The 18,036-nt window shown below is 69.6% G+C and carries 18 protein-coding genes; 7 read left to right on the top strand and 11 right to left on the bottom strand.

Features of this window, described 5'->3' with window-relative positions; all coding sequences use genetic code 11:
• Positions 1–2: 2 nt before the first annotated feature.
• On the bottom strand, positions 3–863 hold the full coding sequence (locus FHG66_RS14570; protein ID WP_139077794.1) for a zinc-ribbon domain-containing protein: 861 nt from the start codon (positions 861–863) through the stop codon (positions 3–5).
• Positions 864–1,016: 153 nt separating this feature from the next.
• Here FHG66_RS14570 and FHG66_RS14565 point away from each other — a divergent pair, with 153 nt between their 5' ends.
• Genes FHG66_RS14565 through FHG66_RS14555 form a run of 3 tightly spaced genes read left to right on the top strand, consistent with a single transcriptional unit; the run spans position 1,017 to position 3,387 of the window.
• Positions 1,017–1,691: a cell division ATP-binding protein FtsE gene (locus tag FHG66_RS14565; protein WP_139077793.1), complete on the top strand. Its 675-nt coding sequence runs from the start codon at positions 1,017–1,019 to the stop codon at positions 1,689–1,691.
• Positions 1,692–1,750: 59 nt separating this feature from the next.
• On the top strand, positions 1,751–2,653 hold the full coding sequence (locus tag FHG66_RS14560; RefSeq protein ID WP_139077823.1) for a cell division protein FtsX: 903 nt from the start codon (positions 1,751–1,753) through the stop codon (positions 2,651–2,653).
• Entirely contained in the window at positions 2,650–3,387 is a 738-nt protein-coding gene (locus tag FHG66_RS14555; protein WP_139077792.1) for a lysophospholipid acyltransferase family protein, read from the top strand. The genes FHG66_RS14560 and FHG66_RS14555 overlap by 4 nt, the downstream gene beginning before the upstream one ends.
• Before the next feature lie 27 nt (positions 3,388–3,414).
• On the opposite strand, the gene FHG66_RS14550 is transcribed toward FHG66_RS14555, so the two are convergent.
• Positions 3,415–4,374 (bottom strand): acetyl-CoA carboxylase carboxyltransferase subunit alpha, encoded by a 960-nt coding sequence (locus FHG66_RS14550; protein WP_139077791.1) that lies wholly within the window; start codon positions 4,372–4,374, stop codon positions 3,415–3,417.
• A gap of 151 nt (positions 4,375–4,525) precedes the next feature.
• On the opposite strand from FHG66_RS14550, the gene FHG66_RS14545 reads away from it, so the two are divergent.
• Positions 4,526–5,008: a hypothetical protein gene (locus FHG66_RS14545; protein ID WP_139077790.1), complete on the top strand. Its 483-nt coding sequence runs from the start codon at positions 4,526–4,528 to the stop codon at positions 5,006–5,008.
• Positions 5,009–5,027: 19 nt separating this feature from the next.
• Here FHG66_RS14545 and FHG66_RS14540 read toward each other — a convergent pair whose 3' ends face one another.
• Both FHG66_RS14540 and FHG66_RS14535 read right to left on the bottom strand, forming a co-directional pair.
• On the bottom strand, positions 5,028–6,221 hold the full coding sequence (locus FHG66_RS14540; protein ID WP_139077789.1) for a GGDEF domain-containing protein: 1,194 nt from the start codon (positions 6,219–6,221) through the stop codon (positions 5,028–5,030).
• A 79-nt stretch (positions 6,222–6,300) separates the two neighbouring features.
• Positions 6,301–7,284 carry an asparaginase gene (locus FHG66_RS14535; RefSeq protein ID WP_139077788.1) on the bottom strand — a complete coding sequence of 328 codons (984 nt, stop codon included), beginning with the start codon at positions 7,282–7,284 and terminating at the stop codon, positions 6,301–6,303.
• 182 nt (positions 7,285–7,466) lie between these two features.
• Here FHG66_RS14535 and FHG66_RS14530 point away from each other — a divergent pair, with 182 nt between their 5' ends.
• The 3 genes from FHG66_RS14530 to FHG66_RS14520 all read left to right on the top strand — a co-directional run bounded on the left by FHG66_RS14530 (position 7,467) and on the right by FHG66_RS14520 (position 10,090).
• A complete protein-coding gene (locus tag FHG66_RS14530; RefSeq protein ID WP_139077787.1) occupies positions 7,467–7,994 on the top strand; it encodes an invasion associated locus B family protein in 528 nt (175 codons plus the stop codon).
• Positions 7,995–8,089: 95 nt separating this feature from the next.
• The gene (gene rlmN, locus FHG66_RS14525; RefSeq protein WP_139077786.1) at positions 8,090–9,274 is read left to right on the top strand and encodes a dual-specificity RNA methyltransferase RlmN; all 1,185 of its coding nucleotides are present in this window, start codon (positions 8,090–8,092) and stop codon (positions 9,272–9,274) included.
• 60 nt (positions 9,275–9,334) lie between these two features.
• On the top strand, positions 9,335–10,090 hold the full coding sequence (locus FHG66_RS14520) for a hypothetical protein (protein WP_139077785.1): 756 nt from the start codon (positions 9,335–9,337) through the stop codon (positions 10,088–10,090).
• Between the two features lie 27 nt (positions 10,091–10,117).
• On the opposite strand, the gene FHG66_RS14515 is transcribed toward FHG66_RS14520, so the two are convergent.
• The 7 genes from FHG66_RS14515 to FHG66_RS14485 are packed head-to-tail and all read right to left on the bottom strand — an operon-like array spanning position 10,118 to position 17,964.
• Positions 10,118–10,606 carry a GFA family protein gene (locus FHG66_RS14515; protein WP_139077784.1) on the bottom strand — a complete coding sequence of 163 codons (489 nt, stop codon included), beginning with the start codon at positions 10,604–10,606 and terminating at the stop codon, positions 10,118–10,120.
• 56 nt (positions 10,607–10,662) lie between these two features.
• Positions 10,663–11,793 (bottom strand): Gfo/Idh/MocA family protein, encoded by a 1,131-nt coding sequence (locus FHG66_RS14510; protein WP_139077783.1) that lies wholly within the window; start codon positions 11,791–11,793, stop codon positions 10,663–10,665.
• Between the two features lie 12 nt (positions 11,794–11,805).
• The gene (locus tag FHG66_RS14505; protein ID WP_139077782.1) at positions 11,806–12,543 is read right to left on the bottom strand and encodes a sugar phosphate isomerase/epimerase family protein; all 738 of its coding nucleotides are present in this window, start codon (positions 12,541–12,543) and stop codon (positions 11,806–11,808) included.
• 10 nt (positions 12,544–12,553) lie between these two features.
• Positions 12,554–14,986, bottom strand: coding sequence for a beta-mannosidase (locus FHG66_RS14500; protein ID WP_246082617.1), 2,433 nt, complete (start codon positions 14,984–14,986; stop codon positions 12,554–12,556).
• On the bottom strand, positions 14,983–16,071 hold the full coding sequence (locus FHG66_RS14495; protein ID WP_139077781.1) for an ABC transporter ATP-binding protein: 1,089 nt from the start codon (positions 16,069–16,071) through the stop codon (positions 14,983–14,985). Before FHG66_RS14495 ends, FHG66_RS14500 begins: the two co-directional genes overlap by 4 nt.
• 2 nt (positions 16,072–16,073) lie before the next feature.
• Positions 16,074–16,994 (bottom strand): carbohydrate ABC transporter permease, encoded by a 921-nt coding sequence (locus FHG66_RS14490; protein ID WP_425471744.1) that lies wholly within the window; start codon positions 16,992–16,994, stop codon positions 16,074–16,076.
• Between the two features lie 28 nt (positions 16,995–17,022).
• Positions 17,023–17,964: a carbohydrate ABC transporter permease gene (locus FHG66_RS14485; protein ID WP_139077779.1), complete on the bottom strand. Its 942-nt coding sequence runs from the start codon at positions 17,962–17,964 to the stop codon at positions 17,023–17,025.
• Positions 17,965–18,036: the final 72 nt, after the last annotated feature.

The following is an 18,036-nucleotide window of genomic DNA, read 5'->3' as shown; positions in this document are numbered from 1 at the left end:
GTCTATTCGGCGGCCGGTGCCTCGGCTTCGGCAGGGAGGTTCCCCGACAGGAAGCCCTGGACCTGCCCGTCGAGCCAATCGCGGCCCCGGTCAACCGCGGCGGCGTAGGGATCGAGCACCGCCGCCGCCTGTGGCAGCGCCGCGACGATCTGGGGACGCAGGGCATAAAGCAGGGCCAGCAGGGCGATCACCAGGAGCGCGCCCCAGACCCCGGCTCCAAAGCCCGAGCGGCGGCGCGGGGCGGCGACCGGCGTCGGTCGTGCACCGGCCCGGTCGTTCGAACTCCGCAGGGCGGCGTTGACCTGGGCCACGTCCAGCTCGGCAGGACGCGCCGGGCGCGCGGGCCGCGACGATGCGGATTCGACGATCGTCGGCCGGGGCGCCTCCTCCTGAGGCGGTAGCGGTCGCGGAACCGCCGTGGGGACGGGACGGTCGCTGATCGTCGCCAGCGGAGCCATGGGCGCGAGGCGGTCGGCGTCCTCGGCGGCGCGGGCCTCGACCTCCAGGGCGGCCTCGGAGCGCAGGATGTCGGCGATCTCGGGCGACACGCTCGGGCGCTGGCTGGGCAGAGGCGGGGGGGCGACCCGGACCTCCTCGACGTCGTCGAACTCCTCGTCGTCGTCGGTGACGACCGGGACGCGGTCCCAGGGTTCATCGCGGGCGGGCTCGGGGGTAGGCTCGGGGGTAGGCTCGGGAGCGGGAGCAGCATCCGGGCCGCCGTCCTTGGAGGACGTGGCGAGGGTGCCGGGCACCTCGAACCAGGTGTGCCCACAGGCCGAGCACTGCACGTCGCGCCCGCTGAGGGGCACCGCCTCGGGCGGCACCTCGTACTGCGCGCTGCAATTGGGGCAGATCAGCCGCATTCGCCGTCCCTCTGTTTTCTCGTGGTGCCGTTACCTTAACGGTCCCTTGCAGCCGCGCCAAGGATGCGCGGGAGCGTGCATTGAAACCCCCGGGCCCTTGCGGCAGAAGGGCCCCCGAGGGCGCGGACGGGCCCATGGTCTGGAGCGGGCCCGGTGATCGAACTGCAAGGCGTGGGTTACGGCTATGGCGGGCGGGCGTTGTTCTCGGACCTGTCGATGGCGCTCGCGCCCGGGTCGTTCCATTTCCTGACCGGCCCTTCGGGGGCGGGCAAGACCACCCTGCTCAAGCTCTGCTATGCCGAGCTTCGCGCGACCGAGGGGCGGGTGTCGCTTTGGGGGCGCGACGCGCGGGGCATGGACCGGGACGCCGTGGCCCTGGTGCGCCGGCGCATCGGCGTGGTGCATCAGGATTGCCAGTTCCTCGATCACCTGCCGGTGGCCGAGAACATCCTGCTGCCCCTGATCGTCGCCGGACGGCAGGACGAAGGAGAGCGGAACCTCCGCGAGCTGCTGGCCTGGGTCGGCCTGACCGAGCAGGCTGGGCAGTACCCGCCCGAATTGTCCGGAGGCGAGCGGCAGCGCGCCGCCCTGGCCCGCGCCGTGATCACCTCGCCGGAGGTGATCCTGGCGGACGAGCCCACGGGGAACCTTGACTGGGAGATGTCGCAGCGCCTGCTCACCCTGCTCGTGGAGCTCAACCGCATGGGCAAGTCGGTGCTGATCGCCACGCACGACCTCAACCTGATCCGCGCCTCCAAGGCGCAGGTCGCCACGCGCACCCTGCGGCTGCGGAACGGACGGCTCCAGCAGGCGGGGGCCGACCTTTGAGCCGCCTGGGGCGCATCCTGGGGACGATCCTGCGGCTGCTGGCCCACGTCCTGGCCTTGATGCTGCGGCAGGTGCGACGCTTCTTCGCGTTTCTCGCGGGCGATCCGCAGGCCGATCGCGCCGTGCCGCCCACGGGGTTCACGGCCTCGCTGACGCTGTTCACCGCCGGGGCGATGGCGTTCCTGGCCGTGTTCGCGCTGGCGCTGGCGCTCGCGACCGGGCGGATGGCCGAGCAATGGGGGGACCAGCTCGCCCGGACGGCGACGCTGCGCCTGCCCGCCTTGGAGGAGGTGGAGGCCCGGACGGCCACCGCCTTGCGCATCCTCGACCAGACACCCGGCGTGGCCGAAGCGCGCGCGCTCACCACCGAGGAAAACCAGGCCCTGCTGGAGCCTTGGCTTGGCCCCGACCTGCCGCTCGGGTCGCTGCCGGTCCCGCAGCTCATCGAGGTCACGCTGGACGGAGAGGACTTCGACGCCGCGGGCCTGCGCGCCCGCCTGGAGGGCGAGTTGCCGGGCGCGGTGCTGGACGACCACACCCGTTGGCGCGCCCCGCTGTTCGAGGCGGCGAGCCGGCTCCGGGCGCTGGGGCTGCTGTCGCTGCTGCTGATCGCGGCCTCCACGGGCGCGATGATCACCCTGGCGGCGCAGGCGGCGCTGGCCGCCAATGCGCAGGTGATCCGGGTGCTGCGGCTGGTGGGCGCGCGGGACATCTACATCGCCCGAGCCTTTGTGCGTCGCTTCACCCTGCGCGCGGCCTGGGGCGCGGCGGGGGGGACGATCGCCGGGGTCGTCGCGGTGCTGCTCCTGCCCTCGGCCGACACGGCGGGCGGGTTCCTGACCGGGCTCGGCTTCCAGGGGGCGGGATGGCTCGCGCCGGTCCTCATCCCGCCGTTGGCCGCCATCATGGCCTTTGCCGCCACCCGCGCGGCGGCGCTGCGCATGCTGAGGACGCAATCATGACCGGACGGGCCCGTCCCCTGCGGGGGCTGCTGTTCAAGCTGGTGATCTATGGCGCCATGCCGTTCGTCGGGCTGGCCTACCTGCCCTGGGCCCTGCTCAGCCGAGACGGCGCAGTCGCGGCCTGCCATGCCTGGTGCCGGCTGGTCCGCTGGGCCGCGCGCGTCATCGTGGGGATCGAGACCGAAGTGCGGGGCACGCCCCCGACCGGAGAGGTGCTGGTCGCCGCCAAGCACCAGAGCTTCCTCGACATCATCCTGATCTACGGGTCCGTCCCGCGCGGCAAGTTCATCATGAAGAAGGAGCTGGTCTGGGCCCCGGTCCTGGGCCAGTTCGCGCTGCGGATCGGCTGCATCCCGGTGGACCGCGGCAAGCGCGGGCAGGCGATCCGGCAGATGCTGGCCGATGTGTCGGCGGGCCGGGCCGATCCGGGGCAGCTCATCATCTATCCGCAGGGCACGCGGCTCGCCCCTGGGGTGAAGGCCCCCTACAAGCCGGGCACGGCGGCGCTGTACCAGGAGATGGGGCAGCCCTGCATGCCGGTGGCCTGCAACGTGGGCCTGTTCTGGCCCCGGGCGGGCAACGCCCTGCGACCGGGCCGAGCCGTGGTCGAGTTCCTGCCCGCGATCCCGCCGGGCCTTCCTTCGACCGAGTTCTTGCGGCGGCTGGAGGAGGCAGTGGAGCCCGCCTCCGACCGGCTCATGGCCGAGGCGGGGTTCCGGCCGGTCACGGCCTGAGGCGCGGGCGCCCGGCCCGCCCCACCGTCAGGCGGCGAGGCCCTTGGAGCCCATGCCGAGGAACTTGCGGCGGCGCGCGTCGCGAAGCTCGCGACCCGGCTTGCCCACGAGATCGGCGAGGCTTTGTTGCACCGCCTCGCCCACGGCCTGGATCGTGGCGTGCGTGTCGCGATGGCCGCCGCCCAAAGGCTCGCGGACGATGGCGTCGATCACTCCCAGACGATCGAGGTCCTGGGCGGTGAGCCGCAGCGCCTCGGCGGCCTCGCGCATCTTCTCGCTGTCCTTCCACAGGATGGAAGCGCAGCCCTCGGGCGAGATGACCGAATAGATGGAATGTTCGAGCATCAGGACGCGGTTCGCGGTGGCGAAGGCCACGGCCCCGCCGGACCCGCCCTCACCGATCACCACGCTGACCAGCGGCACTTCGAGGGCGAGGCAGGTCTCGGTGGCGCGGGCGATGGCCTCGGCTTGACCGCGCTCCTCGGCGCCCTTGCCGGGATAGGCGCCGGGCGTGTCCACCAGCGTCACGACCGGCAGGCCGAAGCGGTTGGCGAGTTCCATGAGGCGGATGGCCTTGCGGTAGCCCTCGGGCCGGGCCATGCCGAAGTTGTGCTCGATGCGGCTCCGGGTGTCGTGGCCCTTTTCGTGGCCGATGACGACGATGGGCTGCGCGCCGATCCGGGCGAGGCCGCCCATCACCGCGTGGTCGTCCGCGAAGTTCCGGTCCCCGGCCAGCGGCGTGTAGTCGGTCAGCAGCCCGTCGATGTAGTCCTTGCAATGGGGACGGTCGGGGTGGCGCGCGACCTGGCACTTCTGCCAGGCGTTCAGGCCGCCATAAAGCTGGCCCAGCATGTCCTGGGCCTTGCGGTCGAGGCCCGCGGCCTCCTTCTCGACGTCCATGCCGGGGTTCGCGCGTGCGAGCGCCCGCAGTTCCTCGGCCTTGCCCTCGATCTCGGCCAGGGGTTTCTCGAAGTCGAGGTAGTTCATGGAGCGCTCTCCCGATGGGTCGATGACCGGATATGGCGAAGGACCGCGCCGGATGCAACTCGGAGCGAGGGGGCCGGCCGAGGGCCGCGTTGCATCGCGAGGGCCCAGGGCGCAGTGTCGCGCCAATCCCTTCCCTGCCCCGGAGCGTCCCATGCCCCCTCGCCTACCTTTGGTCCTGCCCCTGGTCGCCGCGGTTCTGGCGGGGATGCCGGCCTTGGCGCAGGAGGGCGGCGCACCCGCCAAGGACGGGGGGCCGGAGGCGGTCGACTTCGGCACCGACTCCTCGGAATGGGCGATGGACGGGGAATGCGACGACCGGCGCTTTGCGGGCGATGGGATGGCGACCTCGCTGAGCTGGATCAACGTGGGGCGGGACGCGACGGACTGCCGCGCCCTTGTCGGCAGCGGAGGCCTTCGCCTGTGGAACTGGGCCGAGGCCCTGGCCGCCACCCAGTGCGACGCCATCGACTTTGGCGACGACACGGGCGAGTTCGCGGACGACGGCGAATGCGACGACATCCGCTTCGAAGGGCCCGCCTCGGCCTCGGGTGTCAGCACCGCTAGCGTGGGCAAGGACGCGGGCGACTGCTCGCGGTTGTGCGCCTTTGGCGTGATCGCGCGCCGGGATCACTGACAGGCAGGGCGGCGTTCAATCAGGCCGCGGCGGTACGCCATTCCACGAGGCCGTCACCGCAGGCGCAGGTGTCCCGGCCCGAGCAGCCGTCGCAGGCCGACTCCGCCTCCAAGGCGTCGGGCACCGAGGCCACCCCCTCGGGAGCGAAGCGGCAGCAGTCCCGCCCGGCATGCTTGGCGGCGTAAAGCGCCGAGTCGGCCCGCATCAGCAGCGCGTCGAGATCAGCCCGCCTGCCGCCCCAGGCGCCGCCGATGCTGACCGTCACCGCGACGCTTCCACCCAGGGGCAGGGCAAAGGGGTCTGCCCGGATGACCTCGCCCAGGTGGCGGGCCAGATGGCGCATGGCCTTGGGCGACCCGCCCGGCAAGAAGATCGCCAGCTCCTCGCCACCCAAGCGGGCCAGGATGCCCTTGGACGGGACGATGCCGGTCAGGCGGGCGCCCAGGTTTCGCAGCACGGCATCGCCGGCGGGGTGGCCGTGCGTGTCGTTGACCTGCTTGAAGTGGTCGAGGTCGAGCAGGAGCAGCGCCCCGCCCCGTCCGTGCAAGGACCCCGCGACGGCCCTGTGGAAGCCACGGCGGTTCAGCAGCCCGGTGAGCGCGTCGCGGTCGGCAGCCTCGGCCAGATGCCGCCGCTCGATCTCCAGGCGGCGCTCACGCTCCAGCAGGGCGCTGACCACCAGGATGCCCAGTGTTTCGAGGGGCAGGAACACGGGAAGGGTGGTGTGAAGGAACGTCCAGGCCAGGTCGGGCGGAAGCAGGGCGATGCCGATCCAATGAAGCGTGGCCAGGGCAGCCAGCCGCAGGAGGTCCCGCGCGTCCCGCCGGCCCGAGGTGGCGTTTCGCATGCCCCAGGCAAGCCCGGCCAGACCGGCCAGCAGGATGCCCATCATGCCGGCGAACGCGCCGGCCCCGCCCATCCAGCCCCGCATCCCCGCAGCCATGGCGGTGGTGACCAGCATGCCGCCAGGCCCGAGGAAGGCCCCGGCCAGGACGACGGGCACGTTGCGCATATCCATGAAGACGCCATCGGCGATGACGACCGGATCGAACATGGCCTGGATCGAGACGGCCCCGAAGACCGCGCCGACGATGACCTGGGCCAGCCAGGGACGGCGGCAGGCCTTTCGAATGACCCCGTAGGCGACGGCGACGAGTGCGATGATGGCTATGGTGCCCAGGAAATCCTGGATAGCCCCGGCGGCTGAAGTCATCTGTCCCACATGCCTTGCCTGTTGCCGGTCTGTTTAGAAGGGCAGACTTACCAAGGCATTAATCCTGCGGTCCGCTGGTTTACACGAGGGTGACGATCCGCCCCGTCTCCATGCCCCGCCAGTTGCGCTGGACCCCGGCGGTGAGGCGCTGGACGACGGGATGCCCGGCCTCCAGCACGCCCAGGCGGGACAGGATGGCCGCAATCGTGGCCTCGGAGGCGCGGGTGGCGCCGTCGGCGATCTTGAGCGCGACGCCGAAGCCCTGTTCGGGCAGGATCGCGACGAAGACGCCTTCGGCCCCGGTCTTGATGGCCGCGCGCCCCTCGCAGGCGCGCATGAGGTCGGTGCAGGCCCGCCCCTCGCCCGCGACCAGTTCGGGATAGGCGATCATGGCGGCCGTCAGGCGTTGCTGCGCCTGCGCCCGCGCGCCACTGCGCGATCCGGCCGAAGCGAAGGACGCCATGGACCGCGCGAGCCCGGCCAGGGTGCCCGCGAAGTTCGGGGCCGAGCAGCCGTCCACGCCCCAGCCCGCCGAGGTTTCGTCGGTCGTTTCTTCAAAGGCGGCGCGGACGGCCTGCTGGACGGGGTGGTCGATCTCCACGTATTCGGGGCCTGCGCCGAGGTGGCGGGTCAGCGTCAGGAACCCGGCATGCTTGCCCGAGCAGTTGTTGTGGATCTGGCAGGGCCGCTCGCCCGCGCGGACCAGCGTCTCGGCGGTCGGACGGTCCGAGGGCATGTGGGAGCCGCAGCGCAGGTCGGATTCGGCCAGGCCCAGCTCGGACAGCCAAGCCGAAACCCGCTGCGTGTGCATCGCCGCGCCCTGGTGCGAGGCGCAGGCCAGGGCCAGCCGGTCCTCGGTCAGGCCCATGGCGTCGGCGGCCCCGGATTCGAGCAGCGGCAGCGCCTGGACCATCTTGGAGGAGGAGCGGGGGAAAATGATCGCCTCGGGATCGCCCCAGGCCATCACAACCTCCCCACCCGCATCGACCACGACGGCGTGGCCACGGTGGACCGATTCCAGGAGCCCGCCCCGCCACACCTCGACCAGTTCGACCGCCGCCATTCCGCCCTCCGCCGCTGAAAACACCCGCAGGGACGTGAGCGGACAGGGGTTTGCCCCCACGCCATGCGGTGCTATGGGGGCGTCTATCGGGTTGAATGAGCCCCTGCCAGCCGCAAACGGCACCGGAACCGGGTCGGGCGGCACCGGGCGCAGGCGGGCTTGGATTTGGAGGCTGACGAACAATGACCAAGACCCTGTCGCGGCTCGGGGCCATCGCCCTCGCCGCTCTGGCCGCAGGCGGCGCCTGGGCGCAGCAGACGACGAACCGCGTGGCGGCCAGTACCGACTGGTCCGTGTTCCAGGAAACCGACCCGACCGAGTGCTTCTCGGTTTCGGCGCCCAAGTCCCAGGAGAACACCCGCGACGGCCAGCCCGTCGAGGTGTCGCGGGGCGAGACGCTGCTTTTCGTCTTCTACCGCCCCTCCGAGAACGTGAATGGCCAGGTGACCTTCACCGGCGGCTATCCGTTCGCCGACAACTCCACCGTCACGCTGGACGTGGGCGGCACGCAGTTCCAGCTGTTCACCGAGGGCGAATGGGCTTGGCCCGCGGGCCCCGAGGATGACGTCCGCATCGTGGACGCGCTCAAGAACGGGTCCGAGGCGACGCTGACCGGCCAGTCGGGCCGCGGCACCGTCACGCGCGACACCTTCTCGCTGCTGGGGTTCACCTCGGCCCTCGAGGAAGCGCAGAGCCGCTGCACCTCCTGACGCGCGTCGAGCCGTCGCAAGCGTTCCGGGCCGGTTTCCCTTGGAAGCCGGCCTTTTCGTTGCTATGTGCGGAGCCTTCCCCGCCCGAGGCCGCCATGACGCTTTCCGCCCCCATCACGCAGCACGTGCACACCATTCCGCGCAAGGCTCCGGACGGACCGGCGAACCTGATCGGGCTGACGCGCGACGGGATGCGTGAGGCGTTCGTCGCCGCCGGGACGCCCGAGAAGCAGGCGAAGATGCGCGTGAACCAGGTCTGGCAGTGGATCTACCACTGGGGCGTGCGCGACTTTGCCCAAATGACCAACCTGGCCAAGGACTACCGCGCACTGCTGGCGCAGCACTTCGTCATCGCGCTGCCCGAGATCGTGTCGAAGCAGGTGTCGTCGGACGGCACCCGCAAGTACCTCGTCCGCATCGCGGGCGGGCACGAGGTGGAGACGGTCTACATCCCCGAGGAAGACCGGGGGACGCTCTGCGTGTCCTCGCAGGTGGGCTGCACGCTGACCTGTTCGTTCTGCCATACGGGCACGCAGAAGCTGGTGCGGAACCTGACCGCCGGAGAGATCGTAGGCCAGGTCATGCTGGTGCGCGACGACCTGGGCGAATGGCCGGTGCCGGGCGCGCCCAAGGACGAGACGCGCCTGCTGTCGAACATCGTGCTGATGGGCATGGGCGAGCCGCTCTACAACTTCGACGCGGTGCGCGACGCCATGAAGATTTCCATGGACGCCGAGGGGCTGCAACTGTCGCGCCGCCGGATCACGCTCAGCACCTCGGGCGTCGTGCCCGAGATCGCACGCACGGCGACCGAGATCGGCTGCAACCTTGCCATCTCGTTCCACGCGACCACCGATGCGGTTCGCGACGTGCTGGTGCCGATCAACAAGCGCTGGAACATCGCCACGCTGCTCGATGCGCTGCGCGAGTATCCGAACCTCTCGAACTCCGAGCGGATCACCTTCGAATACGTGATGCTGGACGGGGTGAACGACAGCGACGAGGACGCGAGGCGGCTCGTGACGCTGATCGAGGGCATCCCGGCTAAGATCAACCTGATCCCCTTCAACGAATGGCCCGGCGCGCCGTACAAGCGCAGCAGCAACAACCGTATCCGGGCCTTTGCGGACATCATCTACAAGGCGGGCTACGCCTCGCCCATCCGGACGCCGCGGGGCGAGGACATCATGGCTGCCTGCGGGCAGCTCAAGTCCGCGACCGAACGCGCGCGCAAGTCGCGGGACGCAATCGCGGCCGAGGCGGGGCTTCCCCCGGCCTGAGGGCTGGAAGGAGCGCCCGCCCTCCGCTAGAAGCGGTCCCATCCAGGGGAGGGCCAGGCCATGCAGATCACGCTCAACAAGATCGCTTTCGACGTGAAGCCGGTGGACGGCGTGCTGCGCGCCGCGCTGATGGCCGATCCGGCGATCCTGAGGGCCTCTGTGCGCCCCGTCTGGGCCTGGAACAAGGCCGAAGGCACGGGCCGGTTCCTCGTCACCCCCTTGCCCGACCAAGCGCTGCCGCTACCCACGGGGGTGACCGTCTTCGTTCCCAAGGTCGCGACCAACGGCGCGGGCCCGCAGAAGGCCGAAGGCCCGACCACCAAGATGGGCGAGCGGTTCCTTGAAACGGTGGGCGCCAAGAACTTTGGACAGGTCATGCAGGCCATCGCGCGAGTCACCGGCGTGCCCAAGAAGAAGCTGCCTCTCGACGTGTTCCAGCCGCTCAATGACAAGGGCGACTACACGGTCCTGATGCAGACCGACTTTTCGGCTCTGGAGCTGTCGAACGCGAGCCGCAACCTGTCGGCTTATGTGTTCCTGCCGGGGCTGGTGAGCTTTGCCCACTCCATGACCGAGCGCGTCGAGGGCGCGCCCCTGCCGGGCTCCATCCGGCCGGGCTTCGTGATCCCGCCGGGCACTCAGGCTGCCACAACGATGCGCCGCCTTGCCGTCGCCACCCGGCTCAACGAGCTTCAGGCCGAACTGGGCGGGACCAAGCCCGCCGACTTGGCCCTGGACGACCCGCGCCGCATCACGATCGCCAAGCTCGGGGCCGAGTGGAAGGTGCTACAGCCCAAGCCCGCCAAGGCCGCCTGAGACCCGCAGGGGCTCGGCCGGGGCCCGTTACCGGGGCTCCGGCCAGACGGTCGTGTCGTGGTCCGGGTGCTGGCGGTTCGTGGCCTTGACCTGCTGGATGACGCCCTCAGGGTCGTCGGCGTCGATGGGCTGTCCGGGCAGGTCGGGCAGATGGACGGCCCAGGGAACCTGCGTCTCGGTGCCGTACTGGATGACGGGGGTGACGAGGTCGGGCCGGTCCAGCGACCCGGCCATGACGCCAAGCCCCGGATCGTGGGGGTAGTCGAAGATCAGGGGCGTGCCGCAGTCCCGGCAAAAGCCGCGCCGCGCCATGTCCGAGCTGTGGAACCAGGCGATCTCGCCTCGAGTGACGCGGAAGGCCGATTTCGGCACGGGGCAGATCACCGCGAAGGGGCCGCCGACCGCCTTTTGGCACATCCGGCAGTGGCAGGCATGCACGCGGTCGGGCTCGCCTTCGAAGGCGTAGCGCACCGCGCCGCACTGGCATCCACCGGTCATCGTCACGGGATCGGACATGGGACACCCCCGGAGGGAAGGGCCGGACACGACGCGCGCCCGGCCCCAAGGTCGTATCAGGCCAGCAGCGCCTGCGCCTCTGCGGGCGACAGGGCTGCGGGGCGCTCGCAGGTCGTGGACATGTCCACGAAACGCCGCTCCTCGCCGGACCGCAGGATGCCGGTCATCACGTCCACCACATGCACCGCGAGGTCGATGTCGCAGCGGTGCTTGCGCCCGTCCTCGATGGCCGTGACCATGTCCGCAAGGCCCGCACCGCGCCAGTTGGCCAGCGTGCGGCCGTCGTTGGTGGTGAAGTTGGACTGGCCGAAGGGGTGATCGGTCGCGGGCAGCGCCTCGATGTCGCCCTCGCCGCCGATCTCCACGGTGCCGCCGAAGAAGTTCGGGTCGGGCACGAAGAGGGACGCCTCCTCGCCATACAGCTCCATGTTGGCGTGGCGGTTCTTCCAGACGTCCCAGGACGCGCCCAGAGTGACGGTCGCGCCGTTCTGGAATTCCAGGATCGCGTGGACGTCCGTCTGCGTCGTGACCTGGAGCACCTCGCCGTTGCGCGGGCCGTTCTGGATGGTCCGGGCCGGGAAGCCTGCCTTGGCCATGGCCGTCACCGACTTCACCGGCCCGATGAGCTGGACGAGGTTGGTGATGTAGTAGGGGCCCATGTCGAGGACCGGCCCGCCGCCCGGGGCATAGAAGAAGTCCGGGTTGGGGTGCCACTTCTCCATCCCGTGGCCCATGACGTGGGCCGTGCCGCCCAGCACCTTGCCCACGCGGCCTTCGTCGATGGCGGCGCGCGCCTGCTGGTGGGAGCCGCCGAGGAAGGTGTCCGGGGCCGAGCCCACGCGGAGGTTCTTGCTGGCCGCAAGCTCGCGCAGGCGCTCGCCCTCCTCAAGGGTGAGGACGATGGGCTTTTCCGAATAGGCGTGCTTGCCGGCCTCGAGAATCTGGCGGCTGACCTCGTAGTGGACGGCCGGAACGGTGAGGTTCACGATCACGTCGATGTCCGAGGCGGCGAGGAGTTCCTCGACCGTGTGGGCGCGGACGTTGAACTCAGCCGCGCGGCTGCGCGCGTTGTCCATGTTGATGTCCGCCACGGCCCGGAGGTCGAGGGCTTTGAAGGACGGGGCGAGCTTGAGATAGGCCGCGGAGATGTTGCCGCAGCCGATGATGCCGACGCCGAGCTTTGCCATGTTGTCAGTTCCTTACCAGGCTTGGACGGCTTCGAGCGAGCGGCGCGCGAAGCGGGCGTGGTCCGAGGGGTTGTCGTGCTCGATCACGAAATGGTCGATGCCCTGGGCGTCGAGTTCGGCCTTGATCGCGGGCCAGGTCTGGGTGCCGTGGCCCACATCGGCCCAGCCGTCCTCCTCGGCGTTCTCGCCCTGAGGCGCGATGTCCTTGACGTGGACGGCGCGGACGCGGCCCGAGAAGCGGCGCAGCGTCTCCACGGGGTCGAGGCCCGCGCGCGTGACCCAGCCCAGGTCGAGTTCGAGGTCGAGGCCAGACTCCACGATCAGGTCCATGGGCGTCGTGCCGCCCAGGTCGGCGAAGTCCCAGTCATGGTTGTGCCAGCCGACGGCAAAGCCTTCGTCGCGAATGGGCGCCAGGGCGGAGGCAAGGCGCTGCGCGATGCTGCGCCAGCTGTCGAGGTCGGTGCCGCGCAGGTCGGGCGCCATCCAGGGGATGAAGACCTTCTGGACGCCCAACGTGCGGGCGACCTCCAGCGTGCGGGCGGGGTCGCCTTCGACCATGTCTAGGCCGAAATGGCCGGAGGGCATCGACAGGCCGTTGCGGTCCAGGCCCGCCTTGAGCGCGTCGAGGTCGCCATACAGGCCGCCATAGCCCTCGACGGCCTTGTAGCCGGCCTGGGACAGCATCGCGAGCGTGTCGTCAATGGGCGGGAAGTTGCGCGAGCAGTAAAGCTGGTACGCGATCGTGGGCATGAGAGATCCTTCAGGAAGGGCGAGCCGTGGTCGCCGAATGGAGGTCGCGAAGGGTGAAGCGCGGCTGCTGCGCCGGGTCGTCCGGCGTGAAGGCCAGCCGCGAGGTCACGCCGGGGCCGAGATGGATGGCGTTGCGGTCCCACCGCCCGGGCACGCTGGCCTCGGCGGTGACGAAAAAGGCCATGGCACGCGCGGTCACGGCCAGGGTCCAGCGGTCCCCGTCGCGCGTGACCTGATGGTCGAGGCCGGGATTGGGCAGGTCGTAGGCCTTCCAAGGCAGAGGGGCGAAGATGTCCCCCGCGCGGGAGCCGTCCGACGCCTCCCAGCCGAAGGTCAGCACCTCCTGCTCGGCCAACGCGTCGGCGGGCACGAGGAACAGCCGCTCCGCGCTCTGGCCCAGGGTGCCGGTGGCACGGCCGATCTCGCGCGCGGCCCCGCTGAGGGCGGTGGCGTAAGCGGTCACGGTGATCTCGACCGGGTCAGGCCGGTCGCTGACGCCAACGAGCGCGATCCCCTCGGGCCCCGGCACGGCCGTCACCAGCACGGGCGCGAAGAAGCCGCGCGCCATGTGATGCAGCACCTTCCAGCCGCCGCCATGATCGAGCGACGACCAGGAGCAGACGGGCCAGGTGTCGTTGAGCTGCCAGTAGAGCGCGCCCTGGCAGTGGGGCTTCTTGGCCCGCCAGTCGGTCACGGCGGTCTTGATGGCGATGCCCTGCTGGACCTGCGACAGCCAGACGAAGTCCTCGAACCGCTCGGGCCAGCGGAAGTAGCGAAACAGCGTCGAGGCGATCCGCGGGTTCCCCCCGGGGCCCCCGTCCGGGGAGTTGTTGCGCTGGTGGGCCTCGAGCACCGGCGAGGCGATGTTCCAATCCTCGGGGCCCGCGAAGCGGCGGATCACCTCCATGGATGGGTAGGACTGGAACCCGAACTCGGAGCAGAAGCGCGGAGCGACATCGCGGTAGTGCTCGAAGGGCTTGCCTTCGTGCCAGACGCTCCAGAAATGCATGTCGCCCGAGCCGTCCTCGTGCCAGGCGTCGCGGAAGTTGAGATGCCCTGGCGAGGGTGAGGACGGCCACCAGTTGGCGGTGGGGTCGGTCTGCTTCAGCGCCGTCTCGATGGTGCGGTTCAGGCGGTCGTAGCTGACGAGGTAGCGGTCGCGGTCGTTCCTGGACTCGGGGAACCAGGTCAGCGCGCCGATCAGTTCGTTGTCGCCGCACCAGAGCGCGAGGCAGGCGTGGTGATGGATGCGAGCGACGTTCTCGCGCACCTCGGCGTCCACCTCGGCCAGGAAGTCGGGCGTGGAGGGGTACAGGTTGCAGGAGAACATGAAGTCCTGCCAGACCATCAGGCCCAGTTCGTCGCAGGCGTCGTAGAAGCTGTCCGGCTCGTAGCGGCCGCCGCCCCAGACGCGGATCATGTTCATGTGGACGTCGGCGGCGGACTGGAGGAGGTCGCGCGTGGCAGCCTCGGTGATCCGGCCACGGAGCGCGTCCGTGGGGATCCAGTTGGCCCCCTTGGCAAAGACGGGCCGGCCGTTGACGCGGAAGCCGAAGCTGAGCCCCGCTGCATCGGGCTCGGCCACCAGCTCCACCCGGCGCAGGCCGATGCGGCGGCGGACGACGTCGCCGCCGATCCGGACCTCCAGGTCGTGGAGGGTCTGGGGCCCCTGCCCCGCCGGCCACCAGAGCGAGGGGTTCTCCACGTCGAAGATCACGGCCACGCCGCCATCCTCGAGCACCCCTTCGGCGGTCTGTCCGGCGAAGGTGATGCGGAAGGGGCTGCCGTCGGCGTTCTCGGCCCAGGCGGTCACGGTCAGGGCGACGCGGCCCTCCTCGTGCTCCTGCGCAACGGCGACGCGTTCGATGCGGGGGGCGCCCGCCTCTTCGAGCCAGATGCCGCCGGCGATCCCGAACGGCACCAGCGCGATGTTCCAGTCCCAGCCCCAGTCGCAGGCGACCTTGCGGAGCATGTTGCCATGCGGGATCGGGTTGTTCTGATGGATGTAGGGCACCGGGAAAGGCTGCGCGGCAGCCCGGGCAGCGGCTTCGGCGGGGGCCGGGTGGAAGGTGATCGCGATCTCGTTCCGCCCCGGACGGGCGACGCCGCCCAGGTCCACGCGCCAGGTCCGGAAGGCATTGGCGGCGCGCAGCACCTCGGTCCCGTTCACCCGCACGGTCGCCACGGTGTCGAGCCCGTCGATGGCCAGCACGACCTCGGCCTCGGTCAGCTCGATCCAGCGGCGGATCGTCCATTCGCGGTCTGCGATCCAGCGGAGCCGAAGCTCGTTCCGGCCCCAGTAGGGCTCGGGGATCAGATGAGATTCGTGAAGGGCGGTGATGCCGTCGCCCGGCACGCGCATGGGGCAGGCATATTCGCCCGATGCGTCGGCCAGCGTCCAGGCCCCTGACAGGTCCTGGATCGCCGATTCTGGGATGGTCACAAACGTTCTTCCGTCTTGGCGTCGAACAGGGAGGCCTTGGCCGGGTCGAGCCCGATGGGCAAGCGATCGCCCGGCGCGAGCCGCGCCTGCCCGTCCATGCGGATGCGGAACGGCTTGCCCGCCAGGGTCGCCCAGACCAGCGTGTCGGCGCCCATGGGCTCCACGAGTTCCACCGCCACCTCGCCATGGATGGGTGCGGCGTTGATCATGGCGCCCGTGGCGACATGCTCGGGCCGGATGCCCAGGATGGCGGGCCGGTCGGCCACCTGCGGGGCGGCGAGCCGGTAGCCGTCCAGGGCGATGTCGAGATCGTTGGCGCGGAAGCGGCCCTTCTCGTAGTGGCCCTCGATGAAGTTCATCGCCGGGCTGCCGATGAAGTCGGCCACGTACTTGTTCTGCGGACGGTTGTAGATCTCGTCGGGGCTGCCCAGCTGCATGATCTGGCCGCCCTTCATGATCGCGATCCGGTCGGCCAGGGTCATGGCCTCGACCTGGTCGTGGGTCACGTAGATCATGGTGTTGGTGAGGTTGTGGTGCAGCCTCTTGATCTCGACCCGCAGGTCGGCACGGAGCTTGGCGTCGAGGTTGGACAGCGGCTCGTCGAACAGGAACACGTCCACGTCGCGCACCAGGGCGCGTCCGATGGCCACGCGCTGCCTTTGGCCGCCGGACAACTGGGCGGGCTTGCGGTCGAGAAGCGGCTCGATCTGCAGGATCTTGGCGGCGCGGGCGATCCGCTGGTCGATATCGGCCTTGGGAACGCGGGCGTTCTTGAGGCCGAAGCTCAGGTTCCCGCGCACCGTCATCTGCGGGTAAAGCGCGTAGGACTGGAACACCATGCCGATGCCGCGCTCGCTGGGCTCGAGCCAGGTGACGTTGCGGCCCTTGATGTGGATCTGGCCGTCGGTGGGCTCCAGGAGGCCGGCGATGCAGTTCAGCAGCGTGGACTTGCCGCAGCCCGAGGAGCCCAGGAGCACCAGGAACTCCCCGTCCCCGATGTCGAGGTTGAGGTTCTGGAGCACCTGGACGGCGCCGAACTGAAGGGACAGGTCCCGGATCGAGACCGATGAGTTGGGAGCGAGCATGATCAGCCTTTCACGGCGCCCGCGGCGATGCCGCGCACGAAGAGCTTGCCGGACGCGAAGTAGATGACGAGGGGAACAAGGCCGGTCAGCAGCGTCGCCGCCATGTTGACGTTGTATTCCTTCACGCCCTGCACCGAGTTGACGATGTTGTTGAGCTGCACCGTCATCGGGTAGCGCTCGTTGTTGCTGTAGATCACGCCGAACAGGAAGTCGTTCCAGATGCCGGTGACCTGCAGGATGACCGCGACCACGAAGATCGGCAGCGACATCGGCAGCATGATCCGGAAGAAGATGCCCCAGAAGCCCGCCCCGTCCACGCGGGCGGCCTTGAACAGCTCCTGCGGGACGCTCGTGAAGTAGTTGCGGAACAGGAGCGTCAGGATCGGCATCCCGAAGATCGTGTGGACCAGCACCAGCCCCCAGAGCGATCCGAAGAGCCCGATCTTTCCGAGCAGGATGGCGATCGGGTAGATCATCACCTGATAGGGGATGAAGGCGCCCAGGATCAGGATGGTGAAGAACACCTCGGATCCCTTGAATTTCCAGTTGGCCAGCGCGTAGCCGTTCACGCTCGCCACCGCGATGGAGATGAGCACCGAGGGCACGAGGATGAAGACCGAGTTCCAGAAGCCCCGGCTCAGGCCGTCGCAGTTGATGCCGGTGCAGGCCTCGGCCCAGGCCTTGACCCAGGGCTCGAAGGTGATCTCCATCGGCGGGGCGAAGATGTTGCCCGTCCGGATCTCGGGCATGCCCTTGAGCGAGGTCATCACCATGACCCAGAGGGGCAGCAGGTAATAGACCGACACCAGGATCAGCGTGCCATAGATGAAGATGTTGCTGCGGGAGAAGGCCCGGCGGGGCCGCGCGCCGCGCGGTCCTTCGAGCAGGCCCACGCCGCCCGTCCGTGTCTTGACCGCATCGATGGCGGCGATCGAGGCGAGATCCGCGGGATTAGACACGCTTCTTCCCTCCGTATTCGAGATAGGCCCAGGGGATCAGGATGATGATGACCGACAGGAGCATCATCGAGGAGGCCGCGAAGCCCTGGCCCAGGTTCTGGGCGCCGAACATCGAGTCCATCACGTATTTGGCGGGGACCTCGGACGAGCCGCCGGGCCCGCCGCCGGTCTGCGCCACCACGAGGTCGTAAAGCTTGATGATGCCCGAGGCGATCAGCACGAGGCAGGTCACGAAGACCGGCCGCATCATCGGTATGATGACGAACAGGTAGGTCTTCCAGGTGGGGATGCCCTCGACCCGCGAAGCTTTCCAAATGTCCTCGTCAATGCCGCGCAACCCCGCGAGCATGATGCACATCGACAGGCCGGTGCCGTGCCAGATGCCGGCGATCAGCAGCCCGAAGATGACGAGGTCGGGGTTGTAGAGCGGGTTGAACTCGAAGCTTTCCCAACCCAGCGAGCGGACGACGTTCTGGATGCCGTAGTCGGGGTTGAGCAGCCACTGCCAGACAAGGCCGGTCACGATGAAGGACAGCGCGAAGGGATAAAGGATGATCGTGCGGAACACGTCCTCGCCCCGGATCTTGCGGTCGAGGAGCGCGGCCAGGAGGAAGCCCAGCACCAGCGTCAGCACCATGGCGCAGATGCCGTAGATCGCGAGGTTTTGGATGGACACCAGCCATTTGGGCGTGGACCAGAGCCGTTCGTACTGGTCGAGGCCCACGAACTGGAGGCGGGGCAGCATCCCGGATCTGGTGAAGGAATAGACCACCGTCCACAGGGTGCAGCCGACGAAGATCACGAGCGCCGTCAGCACCATCGGGATTGCGGCGATCTTGGAAGCGAGGTTGCGGAACACCCGCAGGGGGCGACGCGCGGGCGCGCCGGTCGCGGGTCTGGGGACGGCGGTCTGGGCCTGGTCCGTCACGGCCATCTTGGGATCCTCCCGGTCGGTGGGGCCCGGCCCCAGGGACGTCCGGCCGGGGCGCGATGGCCCCGGCCGGCA

Source organism: Rubellimicrobium rubrum, assembly GCF_006152115.1.
Classification (GTDB): domain Bacteria; phylum Pseudomonadota; class Alphaproteobacteria; order Rhodobacterales; family Rhodobacteraceae; genus Rubellimicrobium; species Rubellimicrobium rubrum.
Note: the sequence above shows the minus strand (reverse complement) of the source record. Positions and strands in the feature narration are given on the sequence as shown.